At 68.8% G+C, this 24,594-nt stretch carries 20 protein-coding genes; 10 read left to right on the top strand and 10 right to left on the bottom strand.

Features of this window, described 5'->3' with window-relative positions; all coding sequences use genetic code 11:
- Positions 1-147: 147 nt before the first annotated feature.
- Positions 148-1,563 carry a DUF1254 domain-containing protein gene (locus AC3WLF_RS02570; protein ID WP_492355720.1) on the top strand — a complete coding sequence of 472 codons (1,416 nt, stop codon included), beginning with the start codon at positions 148-150 and terminating at the stop codon, positions 1,561-1,563.
- Positions 1,564-1,652: 89 nt separating this feature from the next.
- On the opposite strand, the gene metE is transcribed toward AC3WLF_RS02570, so the two are convergent.
- Positions 1,653-4,031 (bottom strand): 5-methyltetrahydropteroyltriglutamate--homocysteine S-methyltransferase, encoded by a 2,379-nt coding sequence (metE, locus tag AC3WLF_RS02565; protein ID WP_492357776.1) that lies wholly within the window; start codon positions 4,029-4,031, stop codon positions 1,653-1,655.
- A gap of 130 nt (positions 4,032-4,161) precedes the next feature.
- On the opposite strand from metE, the gene AC3WLF_RS02560 reads away from it, so the two are divergent.
- Positions 4,162-5,085: a LysR family transcriptional regulator gene (locus AC3WLF_RS02560; RefSeq protein WP_010814566.1), complete on the top strand. Its 924-nt coding sequence runs from the start codon at positions 4,162-4,164 to the stop codon at positions 5,083-5,085.
- Positions 5,086-5,092: 7 nt separating this feature from the next.
- Here AC3WLF_RS02560 and AC3WLF_RS02555 read toward each other — a convergent pair whose 3' ends face one another.
- Entirely contained in the window at positions 5,093-5,434 is a 342-nt protein-coding gene (locus AC3WLF_RS02555; RefSeq protein WP_492351047.1) for an AsnC family transcriptional regulator, read from the bottom strand.
- A gap of 151 nt (positions 5,435-5,585) precedes the next feature.
- Between AC3WLF_RS02555 and AC3WLF_RS02550 the strand changes: the two genes are divergently transcribed.
- Complete coding sequence (locus AC3WLF_RS02550; RefSeq protein ID WP_492355722.1) at positions 5,586-6,056, top strand: Lrp/AsnC family transcriptional regulator; 471 nt, start codon at positions 5,586-5,588, stop codon at positions 6,054-6,056.
- A gap of 8 nt (positions 6,057-6,064) precedes the next feature.
- On the opposite strand, the gene AC3WLF_RS02545 is transcribed toward AC3WLF_RS02550, so the two are convergent.
- Complete coding sequence (locus AC3WLF_RS02545; protein ID WP_492351049.1) at positions 6,065-6,595, bottom strand: riboflavin biosynthesis protein RibA; 531 nt, start codon at positions 6,593-6,595, stop codon at positions 6,065-6,067.
- 268 nt (positions 6,596-6,863) lie between these two features.
- On the opposite strand from AC3WLF_RS02545, the gene ribA reads away from it, so the two are divergent.
- The 3 genes from ribA (at position 6,864) to AC3WLF_RS02530 (ending at position 9,535) form a co-directional block, all read left to right on the top strand.
- Complete coding sequence (gene ribA / locus AC3WLF_RS02540) at positions 6,864-7,460, top strand: GTP cyclohydrolase II (RefSeq protein WP_010814562.1); 597 nt, start codon at positions 6,864-6,866, stop codon at positions 7,458-7,460.
- A 178-nt stretch (positions 7,461-7,638) separates the two neighbouring features.
- Complete coding sequence (locus AC3WLF_RS02535; RefSeq protein ID WP_010814561.1) at positions 7,639-8,118, top strand: MarR family winged helix-turn-helix transcriptional regulator; 480 nt, start codon at positions 7,639-7,641, stop codon at positions 8,116-8,118.
- A 46-nt stretch (positions 8,119-8,164) separates the two neighbouring features.
- The gene (locus tag AC3WLF_RS02530; RefSeq protein ID WP_492316881.1) at positions 8,165-9,535 is read left to right on the top strand and encodes a serine hydrolase domain-containing protein; all 1,371 of its coding nucleotides are present in this window, start codon (positions 8,165-8,167) and stop codon (positions 9,533-9,535) included.
- A 51-nt stretch (positions 9,536-9,586) separates the two neighbouring features.
- Here the strand turns inward: AC3WLF_RS02530 and AC3WLF_RS02525 are convergent, their stop codons facing one another.
- Both AC3WLF_RS02525 and AC3WLF_RS02520 read right to left on the bottom strand, forming a co-directional pair.
- Positions 9,587-9,922: a HigA family addiction module antitoxin gene (locus tag AC3WLF_RS02525; RefSeq protein WP_492316882.1), complete on the bottom strand. Its 336-nt coding sequence runs from the start codon at positions 9,920-9,922 to the stop codon at positions 9,587-9,589.
- Positions 9,923-9,933: 11 nt separating this feature from the next.
- Positions 9,934-10,212 carry a type II toxin-antitoxin system RelE/ParE family toxin gene (locus AC3WLF_RS02520; RefSeq protein WP_035815279.1) on the bottom strand — a complete coding sequence of 93 codons (279 nt, stop codon included), beginning with the start codon at positions 10,210-10,212 and terminating at the stop codon, positions 9,934-9,936.
- Positions 10,213-10,437: 225 nt separating this feature from the next.
- On the opposite strand from AC3WLF_RS02520, the gene uvrA reads away from it, so the two are divergent.
- The 3 genes from uvrA (at position 10,438) to AC3WLF_RS02505 (ending at position 17,636) form a co-directional block, all read left to right on the top strand.
- A complete protein-coding gene (gene uvrA / locus AC3WLF_RS02515; protein WP_492316883.1) occupies positions 10,438-16,299 on the top strand; it encodes an excinuclease ABC subunit UvrA in 5,862 nt (1,953 codons plus the stop codon).
- A gap of 101 nt (positions 16,300-16,400) precedes the next feature.
- Complete coding sequence (locus tag AC3WLF_RS02510) at positions 16,401-16,751, top strand: endonuclease (RefSeq protein ID WP_492316884.1); 351 nt, start codon at positions 16,401-16,403, stop codon at positions 16,749-16,751.
- Positions 16,752-16,775: 24 nt separating this feature from the next.
- Positions 16,776-17,636, top strand: coding sequence for an endonuclease/exonuclease/phosphatase family protein (locus AC3WLF_RS02505; protein WP_492316885.1), 861 nt, complete (start codon positions 16,776-16,778; stop codon positions 17,634-17,636).
- 103 nt (positions 17,637-17,739) lie between these two features.
- On the opposite strand, the gene AC3WLF_RS02500 is transcribed toward AC3WLF_RS02505, so the two are convergent.
- Genes AC3WLF_RS02500 through AC3WLF_RS02490 form a run of 3 tightly spaced genes read right to left on the bottom strand, consistent with a single transcriptional unit; the run spans position 17,740 to position 18,784 of the window.
- Positions 17,740-18,123 (bottom strand): hypothetical protein, encoded by a 384-nt coding sequence (locus tag AC3WLF_RS02500; protein WP_492357775.1) that lies wholly within the window; start codon positions 18,121-18,123, stop codon positions 17,740-17,742.
- Between the two features lie 30 nt (positions 18,124-18,153).
- Positions 18,154-18,384: a hypothetical protein gene (locus AC3WLF_RS02495; protein WP_010814553.1), complete on the bottom strand. Its 231-nt coding sequence runs from the start codon at positions 18,382-18,384 to the stop codon at positions 18,154-18,156.
- Positions 18,385-18,418: 34 nt separating this feature from the next.
- On the bottom strand, positions 18,419-18,784 hold the full coding sequence (locus AC3WLF_RS02490) for a BON domain-containing protein (protein WP_010814552.1): 366 nt from the start codon (positions 18,782-18,784) through the stop codon (positions 18,419-18,421).
- A 418-nt stretch (positions 18,785-19,202) separates the two neighbouring features.
- Between AC3WLF_RS02490 and AC3WLF_RS02485 the strand changes: the two genes are divergently transcribed.
- Positions 19,203-19,838 carry a malto-oligosyltrehalose synthase gene (locus AC3WLF_RS02485; RefSeq protein WP_492316886.1) on the top strand — a complete coding sequence of 212 codons (636 nt, stop codon included), beginning with the start codon at positions 19,203-19,205 and terminating at the stop codon, positions 19,836-19,838.
- A gap of 32 nt (positions 19,839-19,870) precedes the next feature.
- On the opposite strand, the gene treY is transcribed toward AC3WLF_RS02485, so the two are convergent.
- Both treY and treZ read right to left on the bottom strand, forming a co-directional pair.
- Positions 19,871-22,558 carry a malto-oligosyltrehalose synthase gene (gene treY / locus AC3WLF_RS02480; protein ID WP_492357774.1) on the bottom strand — a complete coding sequence of 896 codons (2,688 nt, stop codon included), beginning with the start codon at positions 22,556-22,558 and terminating at the stop codon, positions 19,871-19,873.
- On the bottom strand, positions 22,558-24,564 hold the full coding sequence (treZ, locus tag AC3WLF_RS02475) for a malto-oligosyltrehalose trehalohydrolase (RefSeq protein ID WP_492357773.1): 2,007 nt from the start codon (positions 24,562-24,564) through the stop codon (positions 22,558-22,560). The genes treY and treZ overlap by 1 nt, the downstream gene beginning before the upstream one ends.
- Positions 24,565-24,594: the final 30 nt, after the last annotated feature.

Genomic DNA, 24,594 nt, shown 5'->3' with positions numbered 1-24,594 from the left:
GCCCTCGCTTCCCGGCTTCAGAGGAATTGACAGGTCACCGGCGCGCGGGACAAGATGCGCACGGAATAGATGCGCCTTCGGGAAGACATGCCGGCAGTCATAGCCGCAACACCCGAAAAGCCGCAAAAACATTGGGAAAACGGGGTCATGAAGCCATCCTTGCGTCAACTGGCGAGCGCGGTCACGCTCGCCGTCATGCTGTCCGGCTGTGCGTCCGCGCCGGATCACGGAACCAGCCCGGCAGTCGCCGAGCAACCGCCGTCCGACCAGGCCATGAAGGCCTTGTCCGCCGAGGTCTTCACCTTCGCCTATCCGATGGTGCTGATGGACGTGACGCGCGAGCTGATGACGCTGCGCACGCCGGTCAATACCTTCCACCACAAGCGCACCTTCCCGGACGCCAGCTTCACCGACGTGGTCAGCCCCAACGCCGACACGCTGTATTCGTCGGCCTGGCTCGACCTGTCCAGGGAGCCGGTCATCCTGTCGGTGCCCGATACGCACGGGCGCTACTACCTGATGCCGCTGATGGATGCGTGGACCAATGTGTTCGCGTCGCCGGGCAAGCGCACCACCGGCACCCGCCGCGGCAACTTCGCCATCACCGGGCCTGACTGGCGCGGCACGCTGCCCAAGGGCATGCAGGAGATCCGCTCGCCCACGTCGATGGTCTGGCTGATCGGCCGTACGCAGGCCAATGGCAAGCAGGACTTCCCGGCGGTGCACCGGCTGCAGGACCAGTACCGGCTGACGCCGCTGTCGGCCTGGGGTGGCGGGCGGCGCGTGGCGGAGAAGGCCGCGCCGCGGCCCACGGCCATCGACCCTGAAAGCTCGCCCGTGGAGCAGGTGGCGGCAATGGATGCACAGGCTTTCTTCACGCGCTTTGCCGCCTTGCTGCCGGCCAATCCGCCGGCGCCCGCCGATGCCGCCATGGTCGACAAGCTCCGCCGCATGGGCATCACCCCGGGGGTGCCGTTCAAGACCACGGTGATGGAGCCCTCCACCGCGCGCGCGGTGCAGGAGGGAGCCACCGCTGCGCTGGCTGCGATCGTGCAGGGTGCGCGCAAGGGCAATGCCGATGCCGGCAACGGCTGGGTCATGCATCGCGACCTGGGCACCTATGGCACCAGCTACGGCCGCCGCGCGGTGACCGCGTGGGTGGGCCTGGGTGCCAACCTGCCCGAAGACGCGATCTATGCCTCCACCCGCACGGATGCCAACGGCAAGCCGCTGCAGGGCGGGGCGCGCTATGTGCTGCATTTCGACAAGGACCAGTTGCCGCCGGCGCGCGCGTTCTGGTCGCTGACGCTGTACAACGACCGGCAGGCGTTCATTCCCAACCCGATCCAGCGCTACGCCGTGGGCAGCCGCGACCGCCTGCGCTACAACCGCGACGGCTCGCTCGATATCTATATCCAGCACGAGCGCCCGGCCGGCGCCAAGGCAGCGAACTGGCTGCCGGCGCCGCCCGATGGCCTGAACATGATGCTGCGCGCGTACTGGCCGGAGCAGGTGCTGCTGGACGGCACCTGGATGCCGCCGGCGGTGATGCAGGTGGACTGACGAGGCCGCGAGCAAGGACAAAGGCCGCATGCCTGCCAGGGCATGCGGCCTTTGTCATTTCTTGCCAGCGCAATTGCCGCTGCGCCGTCTCAGTGCGCGTGCGTGGCGCAAGCCGTGCAGGCGCCGCTGGCGTGGGGCACTGCCGCACCGGTGGCGCCTGCAGGCTTGCTGACGCGCTTCCATGTCGTTGCGCCTCGCGCCGACAGCCGTGCGCGCAGCGCGCGGGCCGCGCTGACCATATTGGCCAGCGCTGCTTCGGTCTCCTCCCAGCCGCGCGTCTTCAGGCCGCAGTCCGGGTTGACCCACAGCCGCTGCGGCGGCACCACCTCGCAGGCGCGGTCGAGCAGCCGCTCCATGGCCTGCACCGACGGCACGCGCGGCGAGTGGATGTCGTAGACGCCCGGCCCGATCTCGTTCGGGTAGTCGAAGTCGCCGAAGCCTTCCAGCAGTTCCATTGCCGAGCGCGAGGTCTCGATGGTGATCACGTCCGCGTCCATGGCCGCGATGGCGGGCAGGATATCGTTGAACTCGGCATAGCACATATGCGTGTGGATCTGGGTCTGGTCCTGCACGCCGCTGGCCGACAGGCGGAAGGCGGTGACGGCCCAGTCCAGGTAGGCATCCCAGTCGGCACGGCGCAGCGGCAGGCCTTCACGCAGCGCGGGTTCGTCGATCTGGATCACGCGGATGCCGGCCTGCTCCAGGTCGCACACTTCGTCGCGGATGGCCAGGGCCAGCTGGCGCGCGGTGGTGGCACGTGGCTGGTCGTCGCGCACGAAGGACCACTGCAGCATGGTGATGGGGCCGGTGAGCATGCCCTTCATCGGCCGCTCGGTCAGCGATTGCGCATAGCGGGCGGTATCGACCGTCATCGGCTCGGGCCGGTACACGTCGCCGTAGATCACCGGCGGCTTGACGCAGCGCGAGCCATAGCTCTGCACCCAGCCGTTCTCGGTAAAGCCGTAGCCGCACAGTTGCTCGCCGAAGTACTCGACCATGTCGTTGCGCTCGGCTTCGCCGTGCACCAGCACGTCCAGGCCCAGTGCTTCCTGCTTGCGCACGGCCACGGCGATCTCGGCACGGATGCGCTCCAGGTATTCGAGCGCGCCGATCTCGCCGCGCTTGAACGCGGCGCGGGTCTGGCGGATGGCGGCGGTCTGCGGGAACGAGCCGATCGTGGTGGTCGGCAACAGCGGCAGCTGCAGCGCCTGGCGCTGGCGCTCGATGCGCTCGGCAAAGGGGCTGGCGCGGTCGGCCATGCCGGCGCTCACGGCTGCCAGCCGCTGCTGCACCCGCGGGTTGACCACCCGGCGCGAGGCGCGGCGCGAGGCCTGCGCGGCGTCGGATGCTGCCAGCGCTTCGGCGACCACGGCGTCGCCTTGATTCAACGCGCGGGCCAGCACGGACAGCTCGTCGAGCTTTTCGGTGGCGAAGGCGAGCCACGACTTCAGCTCGGCATCGAGGCGCACTTCATGCGCGAGCGACACCGGCACATGCAGCAGCGAGCACGACGGTGCCAGCCACAGGCGCTCGCCCAGCGCGGCCTGCACCGGGCGCAGCGTGTCCAGCACGCGGCGCAGGTCGGTGCGCCAGATATTGCGGCCGTCGATCACGCCCAGCGACAGCACGGCGTGCGCGGGCAGCGCGGCCTGCCATGCGGCCAGTTGTTCCGGCGCCCGCACCAGGTCGATATGGAAGCCATCGACCGGCAGGGCGGCGGCGCGCTGCGCATGGTCGGCGGCGGTGTCGAAATAGGTGGCCAGCAGCAGCTTGGGGCCGGCTTCGCGCAAGGCAGCGTAGGCGGTGTCGAATGCGTCGAGCCAGGCCGGCTCCAGCTCCAGGCACAAGGCCGGCTCGTCGATCTGCACCCATTCGATGCCGCGCGCCTTGAGCTGGCCGAGGATGCGGCGATAGCCCTGCAGCAGTTGCGGCAGCAGGGTCAGGTGGTCGAAGCCCGCCACATGGCTCTTGGACAGCCACAGGTAGGTGACCGGCCCGATCAGCACCGGGCGGGCGCGCAGGCCAAGCGCCAGCGCCTCATCGGCTTCCTCGAAGAACCAGGCCGGGCCGCCGTCGAAAGTGGTCTCGGCGTCCAGCTCGGGGACCAGGTAGTGGTAGTTGGTGTCGAACCACTTGGTCATTTCCATGGCCGGCTGCTCGCGGTTGCCGCGTGCCAGCTCGAAGTACTGCGTCAGCGTGAGCCGGGCCGGATCGAAGCCGAAGCGGCGCGGCAGCGCGCCCAGCAGCGCGGTCAGGCTCAGCATCTGGTCGTAGTAGGCGAAGTCGCCGGTGGCGACCGTGTCCAGGCCGCGGTCGGCCTGCAGCTGCCAGTGGCGGCGGCGCAGTTGCGCGGCCACGTCGCGCAGCTCGGCTTCGGTGCGATCGCCGCGCCAGAACGCTTCTTGCGCAAATTTCAGTTCGCGGCGTTCGCCGATGCGGGGAAAGCCGAGGATATGGGTGCGTGCCATGGAGGTTGCTCCGGAAGATGTCTGGCGCACAGTGTCGGTTTGCCCGTAAAATGAATCAAGCGACAAGTTTTAAACAACATATGAATGAGTTTCATATCAAGATAGGCGGGCAACAGGTTGGGGGCGCCGCATGATCGAAGTCCGCCATTTGCGCTCGCTGGTGGCGATTGCCGAGTCCGGCAAGCTGGCCACCGCGGCCGAGCGCGTGCATGTCAGCCAGTCAGCGCTGTCGCACCAGATCAAGGCGATCGAATCGCACTACGGCCTGCCGCTGTTCGACCGCACGCGCCAGGGGCTGCGCTTCACGCCGGCGGGCGAACGCCTGCTGGCGCTGGCGCGCGAGGTGCTGGCCGCGGTCAGCGCGGCCGACCGCGATATCGAACGGCTCAAGGGCGACACCCGCGGCGAGCTGCGCGTGGTGCTGGAATGCCATACCTGCTTTGACTGGCTGATGCCGGTGATGGATGAGTTCCGCCGCCGCTGGCCGGAGGTGGAGGTGGACCTGGTGGCGGGCTTCCACGCCGACCCGATCGCGCTGCTCAGCGACGGCCGCGCCGACATGGTGATCGGCTCGCAGCCGGCGGCCCGACGCGGGCTGGAGGTGGCGCCGCTGTTCCGCTTCGAGATCCTGGCGGTGATCGCCAATGAACACCGGCTGCGCAACAAGCGCCGCATCGAAGCCGGGGACCTGGCCGGCGAAACGCTGATTACTTATCCGGTGCCAGAGCAGCGCATCGACCTGATCCGCGAGGTGCTGGAGCCCGCGGGCATCCACCTGGAACGGCGCACGGCGGAACTGACGGTAGCGGTGCTGCAGCTGGTAGCCAGCCGCCGCGGCGTGGCGGCGCTGCCCAACTGGGGGGTGAAGAACTACGTCGACCACGACTACGTGCTGGCCAAGCGCATCGGTGCCAGAGGCTTGTGGAGCGAGCTCTATGCCACGGTGCCGGCGGCGATGGCGCGCAGGCCCTACGTGGCGGACTTTGTCTCGATCGTGCGCGATACGTGCGCGGCGCAGCTCGATGGGATCGAGTTGCTGCCGCAGGCTGCTTAGGCGCGGTTCACGCGGACAGGGCCAGGGCCGGCTCACTGTCAGTGCGGCGCATGGCGGCGCGCGGCGCCGGCTCGGCCACGGCGTCGCTGTCCGGGTCATCCACGTCGGCAAACAGCAGTTCCACGTCGAAACCATTGTCGAGGCGGCGCAGGAACAGCCACAGCAGGCCGGCATCCTCCGCCGTCAGGGTGGCATGCAGCACGGCCTGCCGGGCGGCGTCGAAGCTGAGTTGCGCCGGCGCCAGGCCGGTACGGCGCGCATTGGCCAGCACCCATTCCATGGTGCCGAACGGGTCGGTGGTTTCGAGTCGCAGCGAGAGGCGCAGGGTGGGGAGGGTGGCGGCTGGCATGTGTCGTTTCCGGCAGGTCGTTCGATAAAGTAAATTTACCAGCCGCTGCGCAAAATTGGCTTCTATATTTTCTCCACTATGGCTTGTATTGGAGAATAACTATCCTTTTGTGGCAGAATTTACGGACGATTCTTTTTTGTGAGCTATTGTGATGGCACAGCCGCCCAAACTCGACGACACCGACCGGCGCATCCTGCGTGAACTGCGGCGCGATGGCCGCTTGTCCAATGCGAAGCTGGCCGAGCAAGTCGGCTTGTCGGCCACGCCCTGCTGGAACCGCGTGCGCGCGCTGGAAGAAAGCGGGGTGATCGAAGGCTACGCCGCGCTGCTGAACCAGAAGGCGCTGGGCTTGCCCGATACCGTGCTGATCGAGGTTACGCTCGAGCGGCACGACGACGACATGCTGTACCGCTTCGGCAAGGCGCTGGCGGAACTGCCTGAAGTGATGGAGGCGCACTTGCTGACCGGCGAATATGACTACCTGATCAAGGTCGCGGTGGCGGGGACCCTGGGCTATGAGGAGTTCCTGCGGCACAAGCTATACAAGCTGCCTGGCCTGCGCCACAGCCGCTCGACCTTTGTGCTGCGCACGCTCAAGCGCGAGCCTTCGGTCGAGCCCTGAGCAGCTTGTCAGGCCGTCCTGAGCACCTCGGCGGTGGTATTGCGCAGCGCGCGCATAGCCTCGTTGCATTGCTGCGGCGTGGTCGGATGTACCAGTAGCGCCCAGCGGCCATGCTGCACGGCCTCACGCACCGGCGTTATCACCAGTTGATGGTCCGGTCGTGCGGTCACCAGCCCCGCCAGCAGCATGCCGAACACCATGCCCAGGAAGAGGGCCGCCCCGACTGCGAATCCCGGGCTGTCCATGACGGCCTCGACTCCCTGCCGGTGCAGGATGCCGACAATGGCCAGCCCGATCACCGCGCCCAGCGTACCCATCATCAGGTGCGAGCGCACCGCGGTGCGCGCGATGGCGTCGTTCTCGGGCTCCAGCTTGCGGCCGAAGTGCGCTTCGTATGGATGCACCAGCCGCACCTGCCCGCGCCGGAGATGGGCCTCATGGCAGACCCGTTCGGCGGCGTCGTTGGCTGCCGACCTGGTGTCGAACAGTGCTGCGATCTTGGTACTGGCTTGCTCAGCGTTCAAGGGATTACCGGTCATGGCCTGCTCCTGCTGGGGCCGAGGGCCGCCGTCAGGTGATGCGCGCTGCGCTTTTTGTCGCCTGGAACGGCTCCGGCGATGTGCTGTAAACCGAGTCTACCGACCCGCTTGAAGCGGCTGCATAAGGGGATTGCGCGTACTGCTGTAGGACTTCGCCGACGGCCGTCCCGCCCCGCCACGGCGGGGAATCCGAGCGCGAAGGTGCAATTCCGCTCATAATGTCGGCGGTGCCGGGCCGCGCCCCCGCCTTTTGACCAAGAATTCCGGTATGAATGACACAGAAATTGAGCTGATCGACTCGGCGCGCCTGCCGACGCGATTCGGCGACTTTACGGCGCACGCCTTCAAGGGCGCCGATTCAGGCATTGAACACCTGGCGCTCAGCGTGGGCGATGTGACGGGCGATGGCGTCCTGATCCGCATGCATTCCGAATGCCTGACCGGCGACGTCTTCGGTTCCTGCCGGTGCGACTGCGGTCCGCAGCTCGAGCTCGCCATGGAAAAGATTGCCGCCGAAGGCCGCGGCATCCTGCTGTACCTGCGCGGGCATGAAGGCCGCGGCATTGGCCTGGCCGAGAAGATCCGCGCCTATCGCCTGCAAGACGGCGGGCTCGACACGGTCGACGCCAACCTGGCCCTGGGCCAGGCGATCGACGCACGCAACTACGCCTTCGCCGCCGACCTGCTGCACCAGTGGGGCGTCAAGTCCGTGCGCCTGATGAGCAACAATCCGCTCAAGGCCGCAGCGCTCGAGAAGGCCGGCATCACGGTCACCGAGCAGTTGCGCCACATCGTGCCGTCCAACGCCGAGAACGAGAAGTACCTGGCTACCAAGCGCACGCGCATGGGGCACCTGCTCGACTGATCGCGCTTGAGCGCTGCAGGCGGCCGCCGCGCTGCCTGGACCGGCCCGCTGCCAGGAATCCTGGGGCGGGCCTTTTCTTATGCCCGGCGATCGCGCGAAGAACCGTACTTACCCTTGGTTAGTTGCTCGTGGAAACTATTGCTCATAGAATCTATTGGCCGCCTGATCACCCGTTCCCATGTCCAACACTGCCAGCACCACCGATTCCATCCTGGAATTCATGTCGTTTCGCCTGAACCGCCTTTGCGAAATGACCAAGAGTTCCGCCTCCGGCTTTTACGAGCGCGAGTTCGGCATCGGCCTGCGGGAGTTGCGTGTGCTGCGTTTTGCCGGGCTGGAGCCGGGCCTGACGCTGACGCGCCTGATCGAACTGGTGTTGCTGGAGAAAACGGTGACTTCCAAGCTGGTCACCGCGCTGGCAAAGCGGGGCCTGCTGCGCCGTGAAGTCGGCGAGGCCGACGCCAGGCAGTTGAACCTTTACCTGACCGCGGCGGGCGAAGCACTGGTCGCACGGACGTACCAGCGCGGCGACATGCTGGAGAAGATGTTCCTTTCCGTGCTGACGGAAGCGGAGGTGCAGACGCTGGACCGCTGCATCGACAAGCTGACCGCGGCCTTGATCGAGCACCAGCAGGGCGCGGATGCGCAGGCGGGCTAGCCCCGCGGGCGGCAATCCCTCAAACAAGACAAGGCAAGGAGACAGCATGTCATTGAAGACCTATCCGGAATCCTCGCGCCCCTGGCGCCGCCTGGCATGCATGGCGCTGTGCGCGGCCAGTCTGCCGGCCTGGAGCCAGAGCACCGGCAGCACCGCCGGGAGTGCGGCCGCCCCGGCAGCCGCGGCGCCGACCCTGGTCGCCGCGCTGGACAGCGACCCGAACCGCCTGGGCTGGATGCAGGGCTTCCCGCCGCCGCCGGACAAGCTGATCACGCATACGCCGGGCGCCGACAGGTTTCCGCGCAATCGCTGGCTGTTCTCGCATGTCCGGGAACTGGTGCCGACCGCGTCCGTCTGGCGCGGCGCCGGCCCGGCCAGCGCGCTGCCGCGTGCGGAACGGGATATCAGCTCGGTGCAGTTCACCGATGCGGACGGCAGCCGCCGCACCTTCGACGAGATGCTGGCGCTGACCTACACCGACGGCATCCTGGTGATGCACAAGGGCAAGGTCATCTATGAGCGCTATTTCGGCGCGCTTGACGGGCATACGCCCCATATCGCCATGTCGGTCACAAAGTCATTCGTCGGCACGCTGGCCGCGATGCTCGCGGCCGACGGCAAGCTCGACCCGGCGGCACCGGTGACGCGCTACCTGCCCGAACTGGCTGGCACGGCCTATGGCGACGCCACGGTGCGGCAGGTCATGGACATGACCATCGGCGTGCGCTACTCCGAGGACTATGCCAATCCCAAGGCAGAGGTGTGGGACTACGCGCGTGCGGGCGGCATGCTGGCCCGCCCGGCGGGCTACAGCGGCCCGGGGACGTTCTACGACTTCCTGAAGACCCTGCAGAAGGAAGGCGACCACAATGCGGTGTTTGCCTACAAGACGGTCAATGCCGAGGTGCTGGCGTGGATCGTGCGCAGGGCCTCGGGCCAGTCGCTGGCCAGGCTGCTCTCGGAGCGGATCTGGCAACCGATGGGCGCGGAGCAGGATGCGTACTTCACCGTGGACAGCATCGGCACGGAGTCGGGCGGCGGCGGGCTGAACACCACGCTGCGCGACCTCGCGCGCTTTGGCGAGACCATCCGCGGCAACGGGCGTTTCAACGGCAAGCAGATCATTCCGGCCTCGGTCGTGGCGGATATCCGCAGCGGCGGCGACCGGGACCAGTTTGCCAGGTCGGCCAGCGCGCCGGTGCTGCCGGGCTGGAGCTATCGCGACATGTGGTGGGTCTCGCACGACAGCCACGGCATGTTCCAGGCCGCCGGCATCCATGGCCAGCGCATCTATATCGACCCTAAGGCCGAGCTGACCATCGTGCGATACGCGTCGCACCCCGTGGCCGGCAACGCGGCCAACAATCCGATCACGTTCCGTGCTTTCCGGGCGCTGGCGGAAACGCTGATGCGATAGGGGGATGGCCCCGGGGCGGCGTGGGCAGCGTCGCCCCGGCAATACCGGTTTCTACTTTTCAGCGGCCGGCTGACCGGCCGCCGCGGCATTGCGCGGCGCCACTTCCGCGGTGATGCGCTCGCCGTGGTCGCGCTGCGCGACCTTCAGGTCATAGTCCAGCTGCAGGTTCAGCCACGACTGCGCATCGCCGCCAAAATAGCGCGCCAGGCGCAGGGCGGTGTCCGGCGTGATGCCACGTTGCTCGCGGACGATGTCGTTGATGCGCGCCGCGGTCACGCGCAGCGCGAGGGCCAGGGCGTTGGCGCTCATGTTGAGCGGTACCAGGAAATCCTCACGCAGGATTTCGCCCGGGTGGATGGGACGCATGCCGTCCTTGAAGCGAACCATGTCTGTCTTCCTCAGTGATAGTCGATGATCTCAACGGCCGCGGGGCCGTCGTGGGTCCAGATGAAGCAGATTCGCCACTGTTCGTTGATGCGGATGCTGTAGCGGCCTTTGCGGTCGCCCGTCAGCAACTGCAGGCGATTGCCCGGTGGGGAGCGCAGGAACTCCAGCGTCGACGCTCTCTGCAGCAGCCGCAGCTTGCGTTCGGCCACGGCGCGGATATTGCCGAAGCGTGGTACACAGCGGCCCGCGAACAGTTCAGCCGTGTCCGAACATCTGAATGACTGGATCATATCGTATATCGGTAATCGATAAATAGCAATGCAGCGAAAGTCAGGCATTGGCCTGGCGCGAACGTCCATGAAAACCGCTCGCCTCTCGCGCCGCACCGTCACTTGTCTGATTCCGGGCGAGGTGATCGATACCAATTCTTTTCCAACCTGATAGACTGTATGGATGTACAGTGGTCGGGCAGCTTCCCGTCACCTCCTTAACGTCCTGATTCGAAAAGAGAAATCGTGTCGAGCAAGCAGCTAATCCGCATTCGCGGCGCCCGCCAGCACAACCTCAAGAATGTCGATCTCGACCTGCGCCCCGGCGAGATGACCGTGGTGACCGGGCCGTCCGGCTCGGGCAAGTCCAGCCTGGTGTTCGACACGCTCTATGCCGAAGGCCAGCGCCGCTACGTCGAGACCTTCAGCGCCTACGCCCGCCAGTTCCTTGACCGGATGGACCGGCCCCAGGTGGAGCGCGTGGACGGGGTGCCGCCTGCCATCGCCATCGACCAGACCAACCCGGTGCGCAGCTCGCGTTCGACGGTGGGCACGATGACGGAGCTGAACGACCACCTGAAACTGCTCTACGCGCGCGCGGCGGAGCTGTTCGACAAGCAGACCGCGCTGCCGGTGCGCCATGACTCGCCCGAAACCATCTACGCCGAGCTGCTGGCGCGCACGGCCGAGGGCCAGCCGCATCACGATGCGCGGCTCGTGGTGACCTTTCCGGTCGAGCTGCCCGAGTCCGCCACGGATGAGGAGGTCCAGCAGTGGCTGTCCGTCAGCGGCTATACGCGCGTGCAGGCGCAGCGCGTGGTGCAGTCGCCCACCGGCGCACGCAAGCTGCTCGATGTGGTGGCGGACCGCTTCCGCATCGGCAATGCCGAGAAGGTGCGCGTGGTGGAGGCGATCGAAGCTTCGCTCAAGCGCGGCGGCGGCCGCGTCAACATCTATGTGCTGGCTGACGGCGACGAGGGCCCCGTATGGCGCTTTTCCACCGGCCTGCACAGCCCGGACAGCGACCTGCGCTATGCGGACCCGCAGCCGGCGCTGTTCTCGTTCAACTCCGCCTACGGCGCCTGCGAGACCTGCCGCGGCTTCGGCCGCGTGATCGGTGTCGATCTTGGCCTGGTGATCCCCGACGCGCGCAAGACGCTGCGCGGGGGCGCGATCAAGCCGATGCAGACCCCGGCCTGGAAGGAGTGCCAGGACGACCTGATGCGCTACGCCGGCAAGGCCGGCATTCCGCGCGACACCCCCTGGGCGGAGATGACCGAGGCCGAGCGCCACTGGGTCATCCATGGCTCGCCGGACTGGACCGGCCAGTGGAACAAGCACTGGTACGGCGTGATGCGGTTCTTCAACTACCTGGAGTCGAAGGCCTACAAGATGCACATCCGCGTGCTGCTGTCGAAGTACCGCAGCTACACGCCGTGCGAAACCTGCGGCGGCGCACGCCTGAAGACCGAGTCGCTGCTGTGGCGCCTGGGCTCGAAGGACAATGCCGACGCCGTGCTGGCGCCACCGCGCCGCTTCCTGCCGCGCGGGGTGGACTGGGACCGCATCCGGCTGGAGGCGCTGCCCGGCCTGACCGTGCATGACCTGATGCTGCTGCCGATCGAGCGCATCCGCCGTTTCTTCGACGAGCTGACCCTGCCCAGCGCGATGCTGGACGATGCCCTCAAGCTGCTGCTGGCCGAGGTGCGCACGCGCCTGAAATACCTGTGCGACGTGGGTTTGGGCTACCTGACGCTGGACCGCCAGAGCCGCACGCTGTCCGGCGGCGAGGTGCAGCGCATCAACCTGACCACGGCGCTGGGCACCTCGCTGGTCAACACCTTGTTCGTGCTGGACGAGCCCAGCATCGGCCTGCACCCGCGCGACCTGAACCGCATTGTCGAGGCCATGCACCGGCTGCGCGATGCGGGCAACACGCTGGTGGTGGTGGAGCATGATCCGTCCGTGATGCTGGCTGCCGACCGCCTGATCGACATGGGCCCAGGCCCCGGCGAGCGTGGTGGCAATATCATCTTCGACGGCACGCCGGCCGATATCCGCAATGCCGGCACGCTTACCGGCGAATACCTGGGCGGGCGCCGCCGCGTGGCCGATGCCTCGCACTGGCAGCGCCGGCCGGTGGATGCCACGCTGCCGCGCATCGTGCTGGCAGGCGCCACCGAGCACAATCTGCAGGACGTCACGGTAGAGATCCCGCTGCAGCGGCTGGTGTGCGTGACCGGCGTGTCGGGTTCGGGCAAGTCCACGCTGCTGCAGGACGTGCTGCATCCGGCCATGGCGCGGCACTTCGGCAAGGCCACCGAGTCGCCGGGCGCGTTCCGCAAGCTGACCGGCGCGGACCTGGTCGACGATGTGGTCTTTGTCGACCAGTCGCCGATCGGCAAGACCGCGCGTTCCAACCCGGCCAGCTACGTGGGCGCGTTCGACGAGATCCGCAAGATCTTCGCCAAGGCGCCGATGGCGCTGCAGCGCAGCTACACCGCGGGCACCTTCAGCTTCAACTCGGGCGACGGGCGTTGCCCGACCTGCGGCGGCTCGGGCTTCGAGCATGTCGAGATGCAGTTCCTGAGCGATGTCTACCTGCGCTGCCCGGACTGCGACGGCACCCGCTATCGCCCCGAAGTGCTGGAAGTGAAGATCGAGCGTGCCGCGCCCGGCCAGCCGCCGCGCTTGCTGAGCATTGCCGACGTGCTGGAGCTGACCGTCAGCGAAGCGGCCGCCTGCTTTGCCGCCGACCCCGCGGTGCTGCGCGTGCTGCAGCCCATCGTCGATGTCGGCCTGGAATACATGAAGCTGGGCCAGCCGGTGCCGACGCTGTCGGGCGGCGAGGCGCAGCGCCTGAAGCTGGCCGGCTTCCTTGCCGAAGCGGCGCAGGCCACGCCGTCGCGGACCCGGCCCAGCGCCATCCCGCGCCGGCTGTTCATGTTCGACGAGCCGACCACGGGCCTGCACTTCGACGATATCGCCAAGCTGATGCGCGCCTTCGGCAAGCTGCTGGACGGCGGCCATTCGCTGATCGTGATCGAGCACAACCTGGACGTGATCCGCGCCGCGGACTGGCTGGTCGACCTTGGCCCCGAGGGCGGCGATGCCGGCGGGCGCGTGGTCTGCACCGGCACCCCGGAAGACGTGAAGCGCTGCGCCGAATCGCATACCGGCCAGGCGCTGATCCACTATGACGCGGCGCTCGGCGAAGCCGGCACGCTTGCCGCCGAGCGCGCCGAGATCGAAGGCGTGCCGCTGCAGGCCGCGCTGCAGGCACGGCGCGCGCGCCGCGAGGTCGAGGGCGAGGACGTGGTGCGCATCGTCAATGCGCATGAGCACAACCTGAAGGCGCTCAACGTCGATATTCCGCACGGCAAGTTCAACGTGGTCACCGGTGTGTCCGGATCGGGCAAGTCGACGCTGGCCTTCGACATCCTGTTCCACGAAGGCCAGCGCCGCTACCTGGAGTCGCTCAATGCCTATGCGCGTTCCATCGTGCAGCCGGCGGGCCGGCCCGAGGTGGATGCGGTCTACGGCATCCCACCCACGGTGGCGATCGAGCAACGCCTGTCGCGCGGCGGCCGCAAGAGCACGGTGGCGACCACCTCCGAGGTCTGGCACTTCCTGCGCCTGCTGTATGTCAAGCTGGGCATCCAGCATTGCGTGCATGACGGCGCGCCGGTGACCTCGCAGAGCCCGGAGTCCATCGCCGCCCAGCTGCTGCGCGACCATCGCGGCCAGCACGTGGGACTGCTGGCGCCGCTGGTGGTCAACCGCAAGGGGGTCTATACCGACCTGGCCAAGTGGGCCAAGGCGCGCGGCAATACGCACCTGCGTGTCGATGGCGAATTCCTGCCGGTCGACCCGTGGCCGCGGCTGGACCGCTTCCGCGAGCACACCATCGAGCTGCCGGTAGGCGACCTGGTGGTGTCGGCCGAGAACGAGGCCGAGCTGCGCGCGCTGCTGGCGCAGACGCTTGAGGCCGGCAAGGGCGTGATGCACCTGCTGGCGCCGCTGGACGGCCTGCACCACGCCATGCACAACGGCGGCACCGCGCATGTGGGTGAGATCAAGGTGTTCTCGACCAAGCGCGCCTGCCCGGTGTGCGGCACCAGCTACCCTGAGCTGGATCCGCGCATGTTCTCGTACAACAGCAAGCACGGCTGGTGCACCACCTGCGTGGGCACCGGGCTGGCACTGACGCGCGAGCAGCGCGCGGCGTTCGACGATACCGTGCTGGTGGAAGACAACCGCGGCCGCGAGCAGAGCCTGCCGTCGGAAGAGCAGGAGCCCGAAGGCGTGGTCGACACGCCGTGCCCGGACTGCCACGGCACGCGCCTGAACCTGGTCGCGCGCGCGGTGACCTTCGACGAGAACGCCATCGTCGACGTGGCGCAGTGGACCGTGTCCGATACCCGCCGCTGGGTCGACGGCCTGCACCTCACGGGGCGCGATGCCGAGATCGCCCGCGATGTCATCAGCGAGATCGGCAGCCGCCTGCAGTTCCTGGAGGAAGTGGGGCTGGGCTACCTGAGCCTGGACCGTGCCGCGCCCAGCCTGTCTGGCGGCGAGGCCCAGCGCATCCGCCTGGCCGCGCAGCTGGGCAGCAACCTGCAGGGCGTCTGCTACGTGCTGGACGAGCCCACCATCGGCCTGCATCCGCGCGACAACCAGATCCTGCTGGACGCGCTGCGCAAGCTCGGCGACAAGGGCAATACGCTGGTGGTGGTCGAGCATGATGAAGATACCATCCGCCGTGCCGACCACATCATCGATATCGGCCCCGGTGCGGGCAAGCGCGGCGGCACGCTGGTGGCGCAGGGCGGCGTGGCCGACCTGTCGGCGGCGCCGGACTCCACCACCGGGCAGTTCCTGGCGCACCCGATCATCCATCCGCTGCAGGCCAGGCGCAAGGTGAAGCCCGGTGCCGCCGGCAAGCCCGCCGATCCGCCGGAATGGCTGACCGTGCACGGCGCGTCGCTGCATAACCTGCGCAAGGTGACGGCGCGCATTCCGCTGTCGCGGCTGGTGGCCATTACCGGCGTGTCCGGTTCGGGTAAGTCCACGCTGGCGCGCGATGTGCTGATGACCAACCTGCTCGACGCGGTGGGCCGCTCGGTGCTGTCGTCGCCGGCGACCCGGCGCGCGCGCAATGCTGCGAAGGATGAGGCCAAGGCAGCCAAGTCAAGTACCAGGAAGCCGCTCAAGGTCGAGCACAACTGGCATGGCTGCGACGCCGTCACCGGCTGGGAATCGATCGACCGCGTGCTGGAGGTGGACCAGACCCCGATCGGCAAGACGCCGCGCTCATGCCCGGCCACCTATATCGGCGTGTGGGACACCATTCGCAGGCTCTTTGCCGATACGCTGGAAGCGCGCGCGCGCGGCTACACGGCGTCGCGTTTCTCGTTCAATACCGGCGACGGGCGCTGCCCGGCATGCGAAGGGCAGGGCGTGCGCACCATCGGCATGAGCTTCCTGCCGGACGTGAAGGTGCCGTGCGATGTCTGCCACGGCCAGCGCTTCAACCCCGAGACCCTGGCGGTCACCTGGCGCGGCAAGAATATCGGTGACGTGCTGACGATGGAGATCGACGAGGCGGTGGAGTTCTTCTCGGCCATGTCGAACATCGCCCATCCGCTGCAACTGATGAAGGACGTGGGCCTGGGCTACCTGACGCTGGGCCAGCCGTCGCCAACACTGTCCGGCGGCGAGGCTCAGCGCATCAAGCTGGTGACTGAACTGAGCAAGGTGCGCGACGACATCACGCGCCGCGGCCAGAAGGCGCCGCATACGCTGTACGTGCTGGACGAGCCCACCGTGGGCCTGCACATGGCCGACGTGGCGCGCCTGATCCGCGTGCTGCACCGGCTCACGGACGGCGGGCACAGCGTGGTGGTGATCGAGCATGACCTCGACGTGATTGCCGAGGCCGACTGGATCATCGACCTTGGCCCCGAAGGCGGCGCGGGCGGCGGCGCCATCGTCGGCGCGGCCGATCCAGAGGCCTTGTCGCGCAACGCGGCCAGCCATACCGGCGCGGCACTGGTGCCGGTGCTGGCGCGGGGCAATGCCGAGGCCGGGAAAGTGGGCATCGCGTAAGGGTGAGTGGCGCATGAATCGGGGCGGCGAAGGGCGTACGGGCACGTCTTTCGCTTGACCATGGCTACTGGCGCGCACATCGCGTGCAAACGGAGGTAATCATGAAGCATATCCACCCCAGCCGACTTCTTGCAGCGGTGGCCCTGGCCGCTGCCGCAATCCCCGCCCTGGCGCAGGCGCCAGGCACGCCGCGCGGCACCTATGACCCGTATTCGCAAGGCGCGCGCAGCACTGACAAGTTCGACCCGTACAGCCAGGGTGCCAACGCACCCACCCGGACCGACCTGGCACCCGCGCCAGAGGCCCAGCCTTCGACCGTGCCGGCGCAGCCTGGCGTGCCTGGCACGACCATGCAGCGCACCCCGGATCCATACATGGAGGGCGCACGTTGGGAAACCCCCGACCTGGGCCGCCGCATCGGCAAGCCGAACGAGTTCCTGGATGGCGCCTGAGCCTAGCGGCCAGCGCTGCCGGCCATGCGAATGCAACCGGACTTACCGTCTCTTGTAAATCCTGCCCAGGCGCGTGACCCTGGCGACACGCCTGCGGTCGCCAGCGCACGGGCAGGGCTGCACTGCGCGGCGGACGCGGCCGGCATCGCCAGCATGACGGTGGTCAGTTACAACATCCACCGCGCCGTGGGCACGGACCGCCGCTATCGGCCTGACCGCATCGCAGCGGTGCTGGAGGAACTGGACGCCGATATCGTCGCGCTGCAGGAAGTGGAATCCGGCAGCAGCAACGACCATACCCTGGAATACCTGGCCGGCCATACCGGCATGCACGTGGTCTCTGGATTTACGCGCGTGCGCGGCAATGCCGACTATGGCAATGCGCTGCTGGCGCGCTTTGCGCCGCAGGCGGTGAACCAGATCGACCTGACGGTGAAGGGCTGCGAGCCGCGCGGTGCCATCGATGTCACGCTGGCGTGCACGGCGTCGGGCTGGGAGAGCGCGCTGCGCGTGATTGCCACCCACCTGGGCCTGCGCCCCGGTGAGCGCCGGCGCCAGGTGCAGCAGTTGCTCAACTACGTGGCCGCCGCGCCGCCGTTGCCGACCATCCTGCTCGGTGACGTCAATGAATGGTTCCTGTGGGGCCGGCCGTTGCGCTGGCTGCATGCGTATTTCGAGCATACGCCGCACACCGCCACCTTCCCGTCGCGCTGGCCGGTGTTTGCCCTCGATCGCATCTGGGTGTCGCCGCGCGCGCACCTGGTGTCGGTGGCCAGCCACCGTTCGCCGCTGGCGCGCGTGGCCTCCGACCACCTGCCGCTGCTGGCTCGCTTTGAGGTCCCCGCAGCGCCGCAGTATGACGGTGGAGACCTCAGTACGACATAGTGGTAGCTTTGATGAGCGTCCCGGCCGGATCAAGACGGGGGTTCCGGGCGCACCTTGGCCCCCGTTCGTCTTGCCGCACGGATACGTCCTTGCCGGGCGCTAGCTAACGCGGTGCGCGGGGTGGGCGTTCCTCGCGCTCATCGGTGTGGTCGGCCTTGTCGACCGGCACTTCGGCCGGCAGGTCTTCGGCGGCATGCATCACTTCATCGGCGATCTCTTCCTCCGGGCTTTCCTCATCCTGCGCGGTGTGGGCCTCATTCTCGCGTTGCTCGATTTCTTCATCGATATCGTCGGTTTCCTGTTCGAGATCGGGGTCGAGCGTGCTCGGGATATGGCCCGCGTCGGCGCGCGCGGCACCGGACGCGGTGTTCTCGCGCGAACGGCGGCCGGCGGAAGCCTGCGCGCCTTCGCGCGGCGCGGGCGCGGTGCCGCCCACGCGGTCACCGTGGCGTGCGCCGATACGGTGGGTACGTACGGTCTTGCTCATCGTGCCTCCTGTTCGGTTGGCTCGGCGGATTCAGTGGTTCTCCACTGGCGCTTCGCTGTCATCGGGCCTGTCGCCGCGGCGCCTGACTGAAGGCGGCTCGGTGTTCTCGTCCGGGATGTCATGCTCGCGCTCGACATCGTGGCGGCGGTCGCGCCCGGGCTTGCCCCGTTCATGTTCGGTGTCGGGGCCGCCCTTGTGCGGGTCGGGACGCTCGCTGCGGCGTCGCGTGGTGTCATGGTCGGGCTGGCGATGGGTGCTCATGGCGTCTCCACGGAGGTTGGCATGGCGCTGCCGGTCAGTCGGTGCCGGCGCGCAGCTCGTCGGATACGGCGCTCACGCCGCGCACCGAACGAGCCAGTTCCATTGCCATCGTACGCTGTTTATCGTCGCGCACGGTGCCTTCCAGTTTGACCACGCCGTCAGTGGTGGATACGCGGATCCTGGCGGGGTCCAGCGTGCGCGCGTTGGCCAGGCGGGCCTGGACTTCGGCAGTGATGGCGCGGTCGCTGGCGGCTGCTGTGTCGCGCGGCGCGGCCGTGCGGCCCGTTGAAGACGGCGCCGCCGGCGCATCGGTCGGGGCGGCCGCAACGGCCTGGGAGGCGGCCATCGCCAGCACCGCCAGAGGCAGCGCCAGGCGGGCGATGCGGAAGCGTGGTGTCATGACGATCCTCCTGTACTTGGCAGCGGGCAGGGCGATTCCTGCACCGCATCTGCCTTGGACCTGCAAGCTCCGTTCCTGGCGCCGGCGCCGGCGCCGCCGGTGCGGGGCTGGGTCCTGTGCGGCTTGCGACGCTGCCGGTTCGGCGCACACGGCGTAGTTTTTACAGCCGCGGCAGAAACTGCATGTGCGGCCTGCCAGCGCCCGCCGCGGCATGACCGGCGCGATGCTTGCGCCGTCGTGTGATTGCGTGCCGTCGTGTCTATAGTGGAGGAAATGCTGGCAAAAACTGGCGAGCGGCAAGTGCCGGCGAGCACAGCCCGCAACGCCGGCCCCATGCCGCGGCGGCCCCCTGTGCGCCGCGTGCCGCCGGGCCCGACAGCGCAGCCGGGGGGAGCGGCTCATCCGTTGCGAGGTAGTCATGAACCTAGCCAGCATCCTGTCCACCGTCGTCCTGGCCTCGTCCGTCTCGGTGTCTTCGGCGCCGGTGGAGCGCCAGCTGCTTGCGATGACGCCCACGGACTTCGCCCAGCGCTTCAATACCGTGGCCCACGACACCGGCTCCGGCCTGGCCCTGCCCAGCTTCAAGGTCAAGCCGGGCTGGCACCGCGCCGCGCCCAGCTCGGGGGTGTCGGTGCTGGTGCGCGCCAGCCGCTCGGGCTACGCCATCGATGAGGTGGTGGTGGTATGCCGCGAGGTCGAGCGCTGCTTCCTGACCATCTGCACGGCCGCGCTTGCGATTGACGACAGCGTCAACCCGCTGCTGCTGCAGCGCTTTATCGTGGCGCGCATCGCGACCGAGCTGGGTGAGGTCGGCCTGGTGATGTCGGGCCTGGCGTATATCGTCGTCACGCCCAAGGAGGACGATTACGTTGCCGTCGTGATCCGGCCCTACCTGCCGCAGGAACGCGGCGCTTCGCCCGGCCAGGCAAGGCGTGGTCCGCACGACGGCGCGCAGCCGCCGCAGCACGGCCAGGCGGTGCCGCATGGCACGCCACGCCATCACCACGGCCCGCTGACGCCGATCGTGTTGCACACGGCGGTGCAGAAGTCCTGAGGCCGCGAGCGTTCGCGCTGCCCCGGGGCCGCTTACGGCTGGCGCAACAGCAGCGCCACCGGCAAGCCGCCCAGCACCTCGCGCAGGCGCAGCCGGCCCATGGGTGCGTCCAGCACATGGCCGGTCAGCGCATCGGTCCAGCGGCTCGGCTGCGGCGCACCCACGTTCAGGGTGGTGTCGCCCCAGCCCGCGGGCGGGATGCGCGGCATGGTCGGGTCGACCTGCGAGGCCGCCAGCCGCGTCACCACGGTGATGGCCTGGTGCGCATCCGCGGTGCGGGCAAAGGCCAGCACCTGCGGCACCAGCGCGCCTTGCGCCGCCAGCATGCTGTATTGCCCGTCGGCAAAGAGCCGGGGATGGGCGTGGCGTACTGCCAGCACCTGGCGTATCAGCTGCTGCTTGATGCGCCCGTCGCGCCAGTGCGCCAGCCAGTGGGCCCAGCCGGCGCTGCAGCCCAGGCGCGCGCGCAGTTGCGCAAAATCGGGCGGGCGCCGGTTGTCGGGGTCCACCAGGCTCAGGTCCCAGCCTTCGCATCCCTGGTAGCGGTCGGGGATGCCTGGTGCGGTCAGCTGGACCAGCACCTGTGCCAGGCTGTTGACGGCGCCGGCCACGGCAATGTGCTGCGCAAACTGGCCGATATGCGCCAGCAGACCCAATGGCCAGTCCGCCGCGATGGCGCGCAGTAAGCCCTCGCACGCGGCTTCGTAGGCTGCGTCGGGGCAGGTCCAGTTGCCGTGGCGCTTGGCTTCGCGGATGGCCTTGAGCTGCCACGCGGACACGCGCTCCAGGAAGGCCTCGACGGTGTTGCCGCCTGCAGGCTTGCCGATGTCCTCCATCGGCCACGCGCCGACCAGGGTCTGGTACAGCATCAGGCGGTCGCCGGGGTCCGGGGCCTGCGGCAGCGTCGACAGCAGCGGTGCGCAGGCGCGTTCCCATGCCGCCACGGCATCCGCCCAGGCGTCGGGCATCTCGCTCAGCACGGCCAGGCGCATGCGTGTGTCCTCGCCGCGCTTGTGGTCGTGGGTCGCAGTGGCCAGCATGGCATGAGGACAGGCCATGCGCCGCGCCGCCATGCGCGCGTGGAACTGCGCCGGCGGCAGCGCCAGCGTGCCGGGGTCGCTGCCCACCTCGTTGCGCGACAGCAGCCGCCCGTAGCGGTAGAACGCTGTGTCTTCGCCGGCCTTGGCTGCCAGGGCGGGCATCAGTTGCTGCAGGCGGCGGCGCAGCACGCCGGTTTCGCTGTCGGGCGGGGCTGGCGTGCGCAGGCAGCCGCCGATAAAGGCCAGTGCCACGGCCTCGTCCGGGGCGAGCTCGGGGCGCGCCGCCTGCATGGCCTGGTCCAGCATGGCGTGGTCGGCCTGTGCGGCCGAGGCGTCGCGCGCGCCGGGTTGCGCGTCAAAGTAGCTGCGGTAGACGGGCACCGCCGCCATCAGCGCGGCCAGCGCGCGCCGCAGCGCCGCACGTGTCAGGTCGCGCGTGCCGGGCTCCTGCTTCGCGCAGTCGTGCAGGCAGGCGGCGGCGCCTTCGTACTCGGTCACCAGGTGACGCTCCAGCACCTGGCGCCGTGCCGCCGCGATATGGGCGGCATACGGGCGCGCATCGCCGCTGGCCGACGTCCACAGTGCGCCCAGCGGCGCCTCGCCGTTGCCGTCGTGCAGCACGGCGGCAACGTCGTCCATGAAGTCGTAGCCCGTGGTGCCATCCACCTGCCAGTCCGGCGCCAGCCGTTCGCGCGGGCCCAGGATCTTTTCGACCACCAGCCACGGGTGCGCCAGGCGCAGCAACGGCGGGCGCGCGGCGGCGTGCCGGTCCAGTTCGGCGCGCAGCCGGCGGCAGTAGCCGGCAGGATCGGCCAGGCCGTCGACATGATCGACACGCACGCCGTCGATCCAGCCTTCGCGCAGCAGGCGGAAGACCAGCGCGTGGACGGCGTCGAATACCTGCGGGTCTTCCTCGCGCACGCCGACGAGATCGCTGATCTCGAAAAAGCGCCGCCAGTTCAGTGCCGCGGCGGCGGTGCGCCACCAGGCCAGCCGGTAGTGCTGGCGCTCCAGCAGTGCGTGCAGCCGGGTGCGGCCTTCGGCCTGCGTGGGGTCGTACCAGCCGGGCTGGGTTGCGGCGGCGGCATCCACGCTGCCCGGCGCCAGCGGCAGCGAGTGCTCGAAGTAGCGCAGGTAGGCGGCATCGCCGGCGCTTGCAGGCACCCATTGCAGCTCGCCCGCCACCAGCGTGTCCCAGTAGGATTGGCCCAGCATCGGCAGCAGGACCTTGCCATGCAGGGCGGGGTCGCGCGGGGTCCAGTCGATGTCGAAGCTGGCGGCGCAGCGGCTGGCGCGTCCGTGGGTCAGCACGTCGCGCCACCAGTGGTTGTGGGTGGGGTCGGCTGCCATGTGGTTGGGCACGATGTCCAGCACCAGGCCGAGGCCGGCGGCGCGGGCGCGCCCGGCCAGCGCCTTCAGGCCGGGCTCGCCGCCCAGCTCGTCGCGCACGCGGGTGAAGTCGGTGACATCGTAGCCGTGGCTGGAGCCCGGGCGCGCGCCGCACACTGGCGACAGGTACAGGTGGCTGACGCCGAGCGCGGCGTAGTAGTCGACCACGGCGGCGGCATCGGCAAAGGTGAAGCCCGGGTGCAGCTGCAGCCGGGCGGTGGCGCGGGGCAGGTCATGGTCGCCGCCATCGCCATGACCGCCTGGCAGGGATTCCGGCAAGCCGGCGGGCATTATCTGGCGCGCGCCGCTGCGGGCTCGCACATGGTGGCGACGCAGGCCAGCGGCGGCAGCATGCCGGCGGACAGCTCGGCTGCGGCGCCGGGCAGGCTTTCATGCAGCGCCGCGCTCATGTCGTGGCATGGGCGCATGCATGGCACGGCTTCGCTGCCCAGGTTCAGCCACAGGCTCAGCTCCATGCCGTCCATCAGCCGCCAGCGTGCGCACAGCGCGGCCGGCCCCAGGATATCGACACCGGCCGACTGGCAGCCGGCCAGCCGGTCCAGCAGTTCACGGCGGCGTACCGCGAGCAGCTCGTGGTAGTACGGAGTCCAGTCGCCGTCGTCTTCCAGCTCGGGGCGCGACGCCTCGAAGGTGGCCGGGTCGTTGGGGTCGGGGATGGCCGCGGCGCGCGCATCGTCGCGGAATGCCGCGGAAGCCGCAAACTCGCGGCGCCGGCCGTCGCGCACGGCCTGCGCCAGTTCGGGCGGGTGGCTGGTGAAGTAGAGGAAGGGCCGCTGCGTGCCGGTTTCCTCGCCCATGAACACCAGCGGCACCTGCGGGCACAGCAGCTGCAGCGCCACCGCTGCGCGCAGCGCATTGCGGTCCGCCAGGCCGGCCAGCCGGTCGCCCAGTGCGCGGTTGCCGGTCTGGTCGTGGTTCTGCAGGAAGCAGACGAAGGCCGTGGGCGGCAGGTGCGCGCTGGGCTGGCCGCGGCGCACGCTGTCCGCGCTTGACGGCACGCCCGGCGCGGCGGCAGAGCGGTGCGCCGACAACTCGCCCTGGTAGGCAAAGCCTTCGCCCAGCACGCGCGCAAGGTGGCGCAGCGCGGGCTCGCCGCGCCCCGCGGGCGCATCCTCGCCCTCATCGGCGCAACGGGTGTAGTCGCAGTAGTAGCCGTCGCCCTCGCCGGTCAGCAGCACGTGCAGGGCATGGTGGGCGTCATCGTTCCATTGTGCGTCGTAGCCCTTCGCCAGCAGTTCGGCATCATTGTTGTCGTTCTCCAGCACCAGGTGCAGGTGGCGGCTGGCGCCGTCGCCTTCGGCCAGCGTGGTGCGCAGCTCGCCGGGCAGCGCCGCCAGCCAGCCTTCGTCCTCGATCGCGTGCACGGCGTCCAGGCGCAGGCCGTCGAAGCGGAACTGCTCCAGCCAGTAGCGCGCGTTCTCGGTGAAGAAGCGCCGCACCTGCGGCCGGCGGAAATCGATGGCCGGCCCCCACGGGGTCTGCCGGTCTGCGCGGAAGAACGTGCTGGCGTAGCGGTGCAGGTAGTTGCCCTCGGGCCCGAAGTGGTTGTAGACCACGTCCAGCAGCACCATCATGCCGAGCTGGTGGGCGCGGTCCACCAGCGCGCGCAGTTCGTCCGGGGTGCCGTAGGCGGACTCGGGCGCGAACGGCAGCACGCCGTCATAGCCCCAGTTGCGCGCGCCGGGGAATTCCGCCACTGGCATCAGCTCGACCGCGGTGAAGCCCAGCGCCGCCAGCCGCGGCAGCTGCTGCGCCGTGCCGGCAAAGCCGCCGCACAGGCCCACGTGCAACTCATAGACGATGGCTTCATGCCAGGGGCGCCCGCGCCAGTCCGGACACGCCCACGCAAAGGCGCCGGCGGCGTCGGGCGCGGGCACGATGCTGGGCCCGTGCACATCGTCGGCCTGGCAGCGCGAGGCCGGGTCGGGCACGGTGGTGCCGTCGTCAAGCCGGAACCAGTAGCGTGCCCCCTTGCTGCACGCAACGATGGCCTCGAACCAGCCGTTGGCGCCGGCCGTCATGTGCACCGGACCGAGCCCGGCGATCTCCAGCCGTACCGCCTGGCCTTGCTCGGCTGCGTCCGGAGCCCACAGCCGGAACCGCACGCGGCCGTCTGGCAGCCAAGCCGGCCCGAACAGGTAATCATGCGCAGGTTCGTCGTAGCCTGTCAGGCCTGGCTGCCCGACGGCAGCGGGCGCCGCAAAGCAGTCGTGCGGGGCCAGGTTGGGCGTGGCGGAGCGGGCGCCGGGGGCGAGAAGAAACGGATTGGCGTGCAAATTCGGCTCCTGGCTTCGGAACAGCTGTGG

This window comes from Cupriavidus sp. FW306-01-F10A (assembly GCF_058782785.1).
The sequence above is the reverse complement of the archived record's forward strand: the minus strand, read 5'-3'. Positions and strand labels throughout refer to the sequence as shown.